Origin of the sequence: Lentzea sp. NBRC 105346 (assembly GCF_030269605.1) — a bacterium.
Lineage (GTDB): Bacteria > Actinomycetota > Actinomycetes > Mycobacteriales > Pseudonocardiaceae > Lentzea.
Map to the genome: position 1 here is coordinate 39,166 of NZ_BSTQ01000017.1, position 11,688 is coordinate 50,853.

The window sequence follows — 11,688 nt, forward strand, 5'->3', positions numbered from 1 at the left end:
GTCAGACCCCCTACGTAAGCTGTCGCCGACAGTCCAACCTGGGGGTTCCACTTGAGCACGAAGCTCAGATCGCTGTGCCTTGCCACCGCTCTGTCGGCGGGCATGATCACCACTCTGGCCACGGGTTCGGCGGGGGCCGCCGAGTCCACCACCTGCAAGCCGACCGTCCGCATCTTCACCATGCAGGCCGACGGCGACCTGTGGGTCTACGAGCACTCCGACCCGGTGAACGGCGGCTTCTCGTGGGCCGGCGCCAAGCAGGTCGGCTGGGGCTGGGGCGGCAAGACGTTCGCCGGCGCCGACGGCCGTCTCTACAACATCACCGACTCGGGTGAACTGCGCCGGCTGCGCTACAACAACGGCGGCTGGGACACGATGCCCGGCGGCGGCCAGTACGAGACGATCGGCTGGGGCTGGCAGCGCTACCTGACGGAGCGCAACAAGATCACCGCGGACGCCGACGGCTCGATCTACACGCTCGAGGGCGACCAGCTGCGCTGGTGGCTCTACGACGAGCCCGGACGCCGGTGGGCCTACGGCAGCGGGCAGGTCGTCGACACCGGCTGGAGCCGGTTCAACTCCATCACGGGCGGCGCGCCCGGCACGCTGCAGGCCCGTGACTCCGCGAACGCGCTGCACCGGTTCCGCTTCCAGCGCAGCACCGACCGCGCGCTCGTCTACGACGGCGTCGACCCGTCGAACGACTGGCGCTCGAGCGGCCAGATCCTGACGCCCGGCGGCGACGTGTACTACGCGGTCCGTCCCGACACCGGTCAGCTGGTCTGGAACCGGCAGACCGAGTCCGACCTGAACTGGGCGGGCGAGAAGGTCGTCGGATACGGCTGGGGCACCGACCACGACGTGACGGCCACGACGACCGACTGCTCGGCCGACCTGCCGATGCCCAACTATCGCTCCGTCGCGGGCAGCGCCGGCGAGATCGCGTCCGTCGCCCTGCCCGCCACCGGTGGCACGCACATCCTGGGCGTCAACGCCATGACCGGCGCTTTCAAGGACCAGTACTCGGCCGAGTCCGGCTGGGCCACGGCGTGGGTGGACGGCCAGTACGTCGGCGTGTCCGACGGTGTCGCGGACGACGAGGTCGGCTCGGCGACGGTCGCGAGCGTTTTCGCGCCGACCGGCGACGTGCTCCTGCACACCGTCTACAAGGACCAGTGGTGGGCGCCGGTGTCCATCAAGGGCGGGATGGAGACGAAGCCGTCGATCTCCCAGCGTTCGGATGGCACGCTCGCCGTCTACGCGACGAGCGGCCGGAAGCTCTTCGTGCGCGAGCAGATCCCCGGCGGCTGGCGGCCGTGGCGGCAGTTCGGCACCGCCGAGTACCCCGCCGAGCTCACGCTGATCACCGATCCCGCGAACTCCTCGATCATCGTGGCACAGACCACCGACGGCACGTACGAGGTGTTCAAGCACTCGCAGGGCGGCCAGCCCACGCGGATCGGGTGGCTGCCCTCCGGCGCGACCGGCAAGGTCGTGCTGAGCGGCGACGGCGGGACCGGTCTCATCGCCTTCGCGCGCAAGGACAACACGCTGATGTTCGTGCGCGGCAACGAGAACGGGTTCGGCTCCAGCTGGACGCCGGTGGCCGACGCGGCGGGCAAGCAGATCACCGGTGAGCAGTTCGGCGCGCACGTCCTCTCCAACGGCTCCACGGTGATCGCCGCGACGGGCGAGGCCGGGCTCCTCGTGTCCGTCTCGACCTCACCCGGCGTTTTCCAGCCGTGGCAGACCATCGCGGCGCCCGACTCGGCGACGAACGCCGGGATCCGGGTCTTCCCGACCAGGTCGGGCGACGTCGCGGTGGTCACGGGCTTCACGGCGGGCAGCCGCAAGCTCTACTCGGCCTCGGTCCCCGCCGACCCGGCCACTTCGCTGCAGTTCACCGGCGGATCGATCAACTGAGCTGGGGGATTCGGAAAATGAACCGGAAACTGAGATCGATCGGCCTGGCGGCGGCGGCCGCGGCCACGCTCACCGCCGTGCCGAGTGGCACCGCGTCCGCCGAGACCACGACCACCTGCAAGCCTGCGGTGAACATCTTCACGATGCAGGCCGACGGCGACCTGTGGCTGTACAAGCACACCGACCCGGTGAACGGAGGCGGCAGCTGGGGCGGCGCCCAGCAGGTCGGCTGGGGCTGGGGCGGCAAGACGTTCGCCGGGAAGGACGGCCGGCTCTACAACATCACCACCGGCGGCGAGCTGCGCAGGCTGCGCTACAACGGCTCGGGCTGGGACACGATGCCCGGCGGCGGCCAGTACGAGACGATCGGCTGGGGCTGGCAGCGCTACCTCACCGAACGCAACAAGATCACCGTCGATGCCGACGGCCAGATCTACACGCTCGAAGGAGACCAGCTGCGTCGCTGGGCCTACAACGAGGAACTGCGCCAGTGGGTGGTCGCCGACCAGGTCATCGACGTGGGCTGGAGCCGGTTCAACATGATCGTCGCCAGCGGCCAGGGCGGGCTGCAGGCGCGCGACGGCTCCGGTGCGCTGCACCGCTTCCGTTTCAAGGGCTTCTACGACCGCTTCCAGACCTACGACGTCATCCCGGCCACCCAGTGGCCTGGCTATGACAAGTTCTTCTCGGCGGGCGGCGACGTGTACTACGCCGTACGCCCCGACACGGGGCAGCTGCTGTGGAACCGGTTCACCGAGGAGGACGCCACCAGCAACTGGCGGACCTCGACCGGCTCGGTGATCGGCTGGGACTGGGGCACGGACGTCGACATCACCGCGACGACCACGGACTGCACCGTGAACTTCGGCGAGTGGGGCGCGGGCGTCCGGAACGACTACGTGCACCCCGCCGCGATCATGACGCCCAACGCGGGCGGCACGCACATCGTGAACATCAACTCCGACAACCGGATCATCGACACGTATTCGACCGGCTCGGGCTGGGCCACCCGCGACTTCGGCCAGAGGTACAGCGGCCCCTCGCGTTCCGTGGTCGTCGATGACACGGGCAGCGCGGTGTTCGCCACAACGAACGTCTCGCTCGGTTCCGTCGAACTGCACACGCTCAAGGGCGACCAGTGGCAGACGCCCACGTTGCTCAAGGGCGGGATGGACTGGACGCCCGCGTTGACGCGCCGGTCCAACGGCACGCTCGCCCTGTACGCCGCGGGTGACTTCTACGAGACCACGCGCGGCCGCTTCTACGTGCGCGAGCAGCAGGCCAACGGCGAGTGGCGGACGTGGCGCCCGTTCGGCAACCGCACCACGAAGTACATCGACAAGCCGGTCGTGATCACCCGTGGCGACGAGACGACCATCGCCATCCAGACCTGGATCGACTCCCAGACCATGGGGCCGCGGGAGTGGTTCCGGCACACGCCCGGCAACCTCCCCGTGCGGATGGGCACGCTCCCCCGCAGCGACGCCCAGGTCGTGTTCAGCCTGGACGGGCGGGGCGGCATCCTGGCCTTCAGCGCTCTGAACGTCGGCGGGACCACGCGGCCGGCCGTGCTCCGGGAGAAGGCGGATCGTTCCGGCTTCGAGGACAACTGGCAGGTCATCGACGGTGAGGGTGGCGATGGGGTCGGGAACGGCGGCGTCGACGCGCTGCTGCTGCCGAACGGCACCGTCGCGTTGTCACGGCTCGACGGGAGCGGCCGGGTGAGCGTGACGACATCGGTCGCGCCGGGCAGTACCCAGTTCCACCCGTGGCGGCTCGTCAGCTCGGGGGACCCGCAGCCGACGTTCGGCTACCCGACGAGTCTCGCGATGACGCGGACGGGTGAGCTCGCGCTCGCCGCGTCGGACAACGGCAGCGATCCCAAGCAGTACCTGTGGACCGCGCCCGTGCCGTCCGATCCGGCGACACCGCCGGCGTTCACCGGCGGCCGGGTCAAGTAGCCGAACGCGCAAACGCCCACGGCACCCGTCTCAAGGGCCGTGGGCGTTTCGTGTTCTCTGGGCTCGGTCGCCGAACGCACGCGGTGCGCGCGGGGCCGCCAGCGTTTCGTGGCCTCAGGGCACTCACCGCACGAGCGACCGCCCACACCACTCGTCTGCGAGACCGCACGCATTCCGCACCCTCAGGCCAACGCCGCCGAACCGGACGCGCAAACGCCCACGGCACCCGCAAGGGAGCCGTGGGCGTGCGAAATCGCTCGGGGCCTACTCGCCCCCGTCGCCACCGCTGGGCAGGTTGTCGTAGATCTTCTTGCACTCGGGGCACACGGGCGAACCGGGCTTCGGCGAGCGCGTAACCGGGAAGACCTCGCCGCACAGCGCCACCACGTGCGTGCCCATGACGGCGCTCTCGGCGATCTTCGCCTTGCGCACGTAGTGGAACATCTTCGGCGTGTCGTCGCCGGTGTGATCGGTGCCCTCCGGCCGGACGTCGACCTCGGGAAGAGTCTGGGTGCTCACCCGTCCAATGTACCTGGGATGATGTCCCCTCGTGACCACCCAGAACTCGACGGCACTGCACATCGCTGAGGAAGTACGCGACGCACTGGCCGGGAACCGGCCGGTCGTGGCGTTGGAGAGCACGATCCTGTCGCACGGGCTGCCCGCGCCGCGCAACCACGCGGTCGGGGTCCGGCTGGAGGAGGTCGTGCGGGCGGCGGGGGCCGTGCCCGCCACGATCGCGGTGCTGGACGGGGTGCCGCACATCGGGTTGAGCGAAAGCCAGCTCGACCGGGTGTGCACCGAGGACCTGCTGAAGCTGTCGAAGCGCGACCTGGGCGCCGCGTACGCGCTGCACAGGAGCGGCGCGACGACGGTGGCCAGCACGACCGCGCTGGCGCACGCCGCGGGCATCCGGGTGTTCGGGACCGGCGGGCTCGGCGGTGTGCACCGCGGCGCGAGCGAGACCTGGGACGTGTCGGCCGACCTGGACGTCGTGGCGGTGACGCCGGTGCTCGTCGTCTGTTCCGGCGTGAAGTCGATCCTGGACATCGGCGCGACGCTCGAGGTCATGGAGACCCGGTCCGTGCCGGTCGTCGGGTACCAGGTCGACAAGTTTCCCGCGTTCTACCGCCGCGAGTCCGAGTTCGACGTGCCGTGGCGCGTGGACGACGCCAAGCAGGCGGCAGCCGTGTTCGCGGCGTCGAACTCCGGGATGCTGCTGGCGAACCCGATTCCGCACGCGTTCGAGATGGCGCAGGAGCTGCACGATCGGCTGCTGGCCGAGGGACTCGAAAAGCTCCGCCAGGGCAACGTGCACGGCAAGGACGTGACGCCCGTGCTGCTGGAGCACTTCCACACCGGCAGCGGTGGCGTGAGCCTCGCTGCGAACGAGGCGCTGGTCGTCAACAACGTGCAGCTGGCCGCCGAGGTGGCCGTGGAGCTGTCCCGGTGAAGAGCATCGTCGTGGTCGGCGACGCCGGGCTGGACGTCGTCGCGAGGCACAAGGGGCCGATCGTGCACGGCGGCGACTCCCGCGCGAAGGTCACGATCGAGCCAGGCGGCGCGGGGGCGAACACGGCGGCCTGGCTCGCGGAGTGCGGCGCGCCGACGATCCTCGTCGCGCGCGTGGGCGCCGACTCCGCCGGACGGCAGGTGCACGCCGAGCTGACGTCGGCGGGCGTGCAGTGCGCGTTCGCGGTGGACGCCGAGGCCTCGACCTGCTGCGTGGTCGTGCTGGTCGACGAGAACGCCCAGCGCAGCATGTTGCCCGACCGCGGCGCGAACGCCCGGTTCTCGCCCGAGGACCTCGACCCCGGCCTGCTCGTCGGCGCGGGGCACCTGCACCTGTCCGGCTACGTGCTGCTCGACGCCACGTCGCGGCCCGCGGGCCTGGCGGTGCTCAGGGCGGCGAAGGCGGCGGGGCTGACGACGTCGGTCGACCCGCAGGCCGCGGCGCTGATCCACTCGGCGGCGGCGTTCCTGGACGACGTGCGCGGCGTGGACTTCCTGCTGCCCAACGCCGACGAGCTGCGGGCGCTGACCGGGTCGTCCGAACCGGCCGCGGCGAAGTCACTGCTCGGCGACGTCGGCGCGGTCGTCCTGACGTCCGGGCCCGACGGCGCGTCGTGGGTGGACGGCGACGAGATCGTCTCCGTGCCCGCCGAGCCCGCGACCTGCGTGGACTCGACCGGCGCCGGCGACGCGTTCGACGCGGGGTTCCTGGCCGCGTGGGCGACCGGGGTGTCCAAACGGGAGGCCCTGCTGGGCGGCGTGCGAGCAGCCGCGCGCGCCGTGAGCATCGTGGGCGCGCAGCCGCCGCGCTGAGTCAGGCGAGCAGGCTCACTGCCCGGCGCAGTGGCGGCACTGCAGGACCGGCGTGCTCTGCCCCGAGGGCGTCCCGTCGGCGAGGGCCGCCGACGTGCCCGCGAAAAGCGCGCCGATCACCAGTGCGGCGGTGACGATCTTCTTCATTGTTTCTCCGTTTCTCCGGGTCGGTTGACCTGGAGAAACGGTAGGAAAAGGCGAGCACGGGCGACTATTCGTAATACCCGCAGCGTTACCCCTCGATGATCGTGGGGTTGCGCTCCTCGATCGCCCGATGCTCGCGTTCGTACCGGTTCGCCCGCTCCGCCTTGCGCGGCGGCCGGTCGTTCGCGATGAGCACGGCCATCCACGGCAACGGCACCGACAGCAGGATGAACCCGAGCGCGAGCCACCAGGTGTGCGCGAAGAACGCCGCCAGGATCAGGCACGGGAAGCGCAGGCTCATCATGATCGCGTACTTGCGCCGCCGGGCGGCGTGCTGCTCCTCGTACGAAGGGGCCGCCTCGGTGATCAACACCGGGGTGTCGTTCCGGTCAGGGCTGCTCACGACACCACCTCCACATCTCACATGGTCCCACGTCCGAGTGACAGTCGCGCCGTCAGGTTGGCGGATAACATCCGCTGGTGGCCGCCCTTGATCGCCTCGTGGACGTGCTCGGCAGCCTGGGCACGCACCTGAGCTGCGCGCCGCGCGGCCGCGACGTCGAGCTGCGCGGCGTCGCACTGCACGATCCCGCCGAACAAACCCCGGCCGCGCCCGACGACGTCCTCCTCGGCCTGGGTACCCCGTCCGTGGCCGCGGCAGTACGGCTCGTGTCGACGACGTCGGCGGCGGCCGTAGTCCTGCACGGCACTCCCCCGCTGGACGAACGTGTAGTGGCCGCGTCCCGCAAGTCCGGTGCCGCCGTGCTGCTCGTCGACCCGTCCGTGCCGTGGGGCCAGGTCGCGTCCGTAGCGCAGACCCTCGTACTGGGCGGACCGCGCTCAGGCGACCTCTTCGCACTGGCCGACGTCATCGCGGGCGTGGTCGGCGGCCCGGTGACTATCGAGGACCAGCAGTCCCGCGTACTCGCCTACTCGTACCGGCAGCAGGACGTAGACCCCGTGCGCATCCAAACCATCCTCGGCCGCCGAGTCCCCGAGGAGGCGCGCCGCGCGCTGGACGAGTTCGGCGTCTTCACCCACCTGGCGTCGACCGACGAACCGATCTTCGTCCCCCGCCTCACCCCGCAACTGGGCAGCCGGCTCGTGGCCGCCGTCCGAGCGGGCCGCGAGCTACTCGGCTCGGTGTGGGTCGAGGTCAACGGCGAGGTCGACCGGACCCGCACCGCCGCCCTGATGGACGGCGCCCGCACCGCCGCGCTGCACCTGCTGCGCGCGCGGGCGTCCACCGACCTCGAACGCCAGGCCGAGGCCGACCTCGTGATCAGCCTGCTGGAGTCCCCCACCCCCGCCACGCTGACCCGGCTGGGCCTGCCCGCGGCGGATCTCCGGGTGATCGCGGTGCAGGCCCACGTAGGCGAGGGCGAACACGGCGCCGCGCTACTCGCCTTCCAGCGCGCCACCGCCGGCTTCGGCTGGTCGCGACCGGGCCGCTCGGCGTTGTTCGGCAACGTCCTCTACACCGTGATCGCGTCCGCGGACGACGCCGTCGACTGGGTGCGCTCCCTGACCCGCGAACTACCGGCCGAAACCGTTGTGCAGGCCGGAATCGGCGGTCCCGCGGACTGCGCATCGCTGCCGACGTCGCGCCAGGAGGCCGACGAGTGCCTGGCACTGTCCGCCGGCGAACCCGTTGTGTACGACCAGGCCTGGGCCCAGGTGCTGCTACGCCGGCTCGCCGCCGCCGCGGACGGCGGCCGCCTCCCGACGCGCGGCCCGGTCGCCGACCTGATCCGCCACGACACCGAGAACGGCACCCAGTACGCGGTGACGTTGCGCGCTTGGCTTGCCGCACAAGGGGATGCGCGCGCGGCGGCCCGTGAGTTGAACGTGCACCCCAACACTTTGCGCTACCGGATGCAGAAGATGTCCGAGGCGACCGACCTGCCGCTGGACGACCCGGAGCAACGCCTCGCGATGGCCATCGCCCTGTCCATCACGCTGAACCGCTGAGCCCGAACCGAATCCGCTCCTCAACGGTCAGCTCCCGCGCTTCACCCTGTCCCAGCAAGGTTTCCGCGTCGAGGCACAGAGTCCACGTCCACAGTTTGCCGTCCGGTGTCATCGCCTGGATCTCGTCCGGGGTGTCCCAGCCGAGCCATGCCACTCCCCACGGCGCTTTGGTGACGCCCAGCTCGTCACCGGATCCGGTGTCCCAGATGCGAATGCCGCCGTCGAAGGTTGCGAGCCTCCGGCCGTCCGGCGACCACGCGAGGCGGCGGATCCTGCTCGTCTGTCGGCGCACGAGCAGACGGACATCGGCAGCAACGTCCCAGAGGTGGATGGACCCCCAGCCGGCGCCCACCGCCAGCTGACTCCCGTCCGGCGACCAGGCCAGGGCCGTCGCCTCGTCGATCGGTTTCGCGACCGCCACCGCCAGGTCGGGCAGGGAGCGCACGTCGACCATGCGGTCGTCGGCCACGGCCAGACTGCCGTGCACCGACCAGGCGAGATGTCGGGTACCCGGTCGCGGCATCGAGAAGACGAGGGCGAACTCGGTTCCCCGTACCGCCCAGACCGTCGTCGACTCACCGCACACCACGAGGTGCTGCCCGTCCACCGACCAGCCGAGGTTCGGGCACACCTCGTCCTTCAGCGGCAGGCGCTGGACGACTTCGCGCGTCGCCGCCGACCATACGACCACCTCGCCGCGGTGTGCCACGGCGATCAGCCCACCCGCCGACCAGGCCACCCCCTCGGGATCCGGCGAGCCGATCAGCACGGCGTTGTCGGCGAGGGTCGTACCGACCAGGCGAGCGTCCGAGTTCTCCTGTGTGATCGCGATGAGCGACCGCCCAGGCCCCCAGGCGGGTGCGCTCACCTCCCCACCCGTCGTGCGCACCACGGCGCCCGTCACGGTGTCCCACAACGTGATTCGTCCGTCAGCCGGATCCGCGATGGCGAGGTGCGGCGTCGAAGGCGACCAGCAGAAGAGCTCGACCTGCCCCTCGACGCGAGCGCTCGAGGTACCGGTCGCGGCATCGAACAACAGACAGACATCCCCGTAGAACCCCTGTGAGACGGCGATTTTCCCACCGTCTGGAGACCAGGAGATCCGCTCCGCCCCTACGACGTCGGCGGCGATCTCACCACCTCCCGCAAGGTCGTAGACCACCAGCGCGGTGGCCACGTCCGACTGCTCGGGCACTCGGCAGACCAGGGCTGCGATGCGCGTGCCGTCCGGCGACCAGGCCACTGCGAGTGAGGGATTTTGCTCGACTACCTGTCGCGTGGTCCACGACGATGTCTCGACGACGACGAGCGCGGACCCGGTCGCCAGCGCGACATGGTTACCGTCCGGCGCCCAGTCGATCGAGTGCACGAGGCCGCCGTCCACGATCTCACCGTCCGGCTCCAGCCCGGCTCCCCACACCTTGACCGGGTCGCGCCACGCCCAGCTGATCAGGCGGGTGCCGTCGCGAGACCAGCGGAGTTTCCTGGTGCTGGCCGAATCCCGCCGTTCGGCCAGCACGCGTCGCTCGTGGCGCGACCAGGCGACGGTCGTGACGCTGTCGTGGAGCACAACCCTGGTCCCGTCGGGCGACACCTCGGCTTTGTCCACATCGGACACCGGCAGCTCGGTCGTGGCGACGAGCTCGCCCGCGCTGTTCCACACACATTCGAGGCCGTCCGCGCCGACGGTCACCAGCCGGGCCTCGCCGGGCAACCAGCCCATCCCGACGATCTTGTCCGTGTGGCCGACCGCGAACCGCTGCCAGGTCGGCTCGGCCTGTAGTCCCCATAGGGTCGTGGTGGCGGCTGGGGTCGCTTGCTCGCGAACGGCCGCCACCGCGATCGTCTTCGCCAGTTCGTTGTCCCGCTCGAAGTGCTGGCGAGCCCACGCCGCTGCGTTGTCCGCCCGATGTCCGGCCGAAAGCTGTTGCTGCGCGTGGGAAGCGGAGACGAAGTTCGCGAGAGCACCATCTGCGGCGACCAGTGCCTCGGCGTCGGCAAGTGCCTGGCCACGCAGGAGGTCATCCGCACGGCCGCTGCGCTCCCACGCAACGGCTTGAGCGCGCAGCCGGTCCAGGTGCCGCAGGCGTTCCTCGTTGAGCTGGATCAGGTCACGCAGCCAGTCCCATTGGCGCAGCAGGGCGTCGTGGGCGAGGTCGAACGCCGTGCCGTCCCGCGTGTCGACCAACAACCGGGCGGCGCGGAACTCCTCGACGACGCGACGACCGGTGGCGTCGAGCTCAACCGCGGGCACGACCCGGCGGGTCGGCTCACGGCCCTCCCAGGAAACGAACTTCAGCAGCGTGGTCTCGATGTCCGCCGAAGCGTGCACGGCCACCAAAGCGTGCAGCACCTCGTCCGCGTGCCTGGCGATCGCGCCGCCCACGCGGCCCGCGCGGTCGTACTCCTCGATAGTGATCAGCCGGTCGCCGCTCGACTCGGTGTAGAGCCGCTGCAGGAGGTGCCCCAGGAGGGGCAACGCGTCGCCGACGGTGGCCTCGGCGACCATCTGCTCGACGAGGCCGTCGTCGAAGGACACGCCCGCGGCGCGTGCCGGGCCGACGATCACCTGGCGCAGCAGGCGCGGCTCCAGAGGGCCGACCGCGAAGGGCACCGCGAACAAGGGGCTGGTGCTGAACTCGCCCAAAGCATCCGGGCGGAGGGCGACCAGGACGTGCAGTGACCGGTGGGCACCCAGCGCGGCCTCGATCAGCCCGGTGAAGAGGCCGGCGTCGGGGACACGCGTCAGGTCTTCCCACTGGTCGACGACGAGCAGGCAGCGGCCGGCGGGGAGCAGCGACAGCAGGTGTGAAGGCGGCCCGCCGCGTGAGGCCTCGTCGCGCAGCAGACGGGCGCAGCGGGCGCGATCGGTGGTGGTGAGGACGCTCGCTACAGCGGCGAACGGATCGGCGCCCGGCTCGACGGGGCCGTACACGGTCCAGCGCGAGCCCAGACCGGCCAGGACACCGGCCTGGATGAGCGACGACTTGCCGGTCCCGGACGGCCCGACGATCGGGATGAACCGGTCGCCCGAACGGGCCAGGCGGTCGAGCAGGGCGCGCGTCTCGGCGTCGCGGCCGAAGAACACGGCGGCGTGCTCGGCGGTGTAGGGCTCCAGTCCGGGGTAGGGGCTGCCGTGCGACCAGGTGCGGTGGCGGCCGGCGAACCAGCGGCGCAGCAGTTCGAAGATCAGGACCAGCAAGATCAGCGCGGGGAGCCATAACCAGGCATAACGGGCGACCGGCTGCAGTGCGCGCGGCCAGTTGTCCGTGGAGCCGGTGATCAGGTTCGTACCGAGGCCGAGGACGACGCCGAGCAGCAGCGGCAGCAGGTCCAGCGGCCGGCGCTCGCGTCGAGTCACCGG

9 protein-coding genes are annotated in these 11,688 nt (G+C 70.9%); 5 read left to right on the plus strand and 4 right to left on the minus strand.

Translation table 11 applies throughout. From position 1 onward, the window contains the following. Positions 1-51: 51 nt before the first annotated feature. Both QSK35_RS31260 and QSK35_RS31265 read left to right on the plus strand, forming a co-directional pair. Positions 52-1,923 carry a tachylectin-related carbohydrate-binding protein gene (locus tag QSK35_RS31260; protein ID WP_285751171.1) on the plus strand — a complete coding sequence of 624 codons (1,872 nt, stop codon included), beginning with the start codon at positions 52-54 and terminating at the stop codon, positions 1,921-1,923. Positions 1,924-1,940: 17 nt separating this feature from the next. Continuing rightward, positions 1,941-3,884 (plus strand): tachylectin-related carbohydrate-binding protein, encoded by a 1,944-nt coding sequence (locus tag QSK35_RS31265; protein WP_285751172.1) that lies wholly within the window; start codon positions 1,941-1,943, stop codon positions 3,882-3,884. A gap of 264 nt (positions 3,885-4,148) precedes the next feature. Here the strand turns inward: QSK35_RS31265 and QSK35_RS31270 are convergent, their stop codons facing one another. Then, on the minus strand, positions 4,149-4,403 hold the full coding sequence (locus tag QSK35_RS31270) for a DUF3039 domain-containing protein (RefSeq protein ID WP_285751173.1): 255 nt from the start codon (positions 4,401-4,403) through the stop codon (positions 4,149-4,151). Between the two features lie 31 nt (positions 4,404-4,434). Between QSK35_RS31270 and QSK35_RS31275 the strand changes: the two genes are divergently transcribed. Beyond that, positions 4,435-5,337: a pseudouridine-5'-phosphate glycosidase gene (locus QSK35_RS31275; protein ID WP_285751175.1), complete on the plus strand. Its 903-nt coding sequence runs from the start codon at positions 4,435-4,437 to the stop codon at positions 5,335-5,337. After that, a complete protein-coding gene (locus QSK35_RS31280) occupies positions 5,334-6,209 on the plus strand; it encodes a carbohydrate kinase family protein (protein ID WP_285751177.1) in 876 nt (291 codons plus the stop codon). The genes QSK35_RS31275 and QSK35_RS31280 overlap by 4 nt, the downstream gene beginning before the upstream one ends. Before the next feature lie 15 nt (positions 6,210-6,224). Here the strand turns inward: QSK35_RS31280 and QSK35_RS31285 are convergent, their stop codons facing one another. Together QSK35_RS31285 and QSK35_RS31290 are read right to left on the minus strand one after the other, a co-directional pair. Continuing rightward, entirely contained in the window at positions 6,225-6,356 is a 132-nt protein-coding gene (locus tag QSK35_RS31285; RefSeq protein ID WP_285751178.1) for a hypothetical protein, read from the minus strand. A gap of 85 nt (positions 6,357-6,441) precedes the next feature. Next, on the minus strand, positions 6,442-6,756 hold the full coding sequence (locus QSK35_RS31290) for a DUF3099 domain-containing protein (RefSeq protein ID WP_285751179.1): 315 nt from the start codon (positions 6,754-6,756) through the stop codon (positions 6,442-6,444). 77 nt (positions 6,757-6,833) lie between these two features. Between QSK35_RS31290 and QSK35_RS31295 the strand changes: the two genes are divergently transcribed. Next, positions 6,834-8,324, plus strand: coding sequence for a PucR family transcriptional regulator (locus QSK35_RS31295; protein WP_285751180.1), 1,491 nt, complete (start codon positions 6,834-6,836; stop codon positions 8,322-8,324). Here QSK35_RS31295 and QSK35_RS31300 read toward each other — a convergent pair. Then, positions 8,308-11,685: an NACHT and WD repeat domain-containing protein gene (locus tag QSK35_RS31300; protein WP_285751181.1), complete on the minus strand. Its 3,378-nt coding sequence runs from the start codon at positions 11,683-11,685 to the stop codon at positions 8,308-8,310. The genes QSK35_RS31295 and QSK35_RS31300 overlap by 17 nt on opposite strands. Positions 11,686-11,688: the final 3 nt, after the last annotated feature.

Bases quoted from the DNA above. Each gene is read 5' to 3' on its own strand.
- QSK35_RS31265 (WP_285751172.1), top strand. From the start codon at position 1,941: ATGAACCGGAAACTGAGATCGATCGGCCTGGCGGCGGCGGCCGCGGCC.
- QSK35_RS31285 (WP_285751178.1), bottom strand. From the start codon at position 6,356: ATGAAGAAGATCGTCACCGCCGCACTGGTGATCGGCGCGCTTTTCGCG.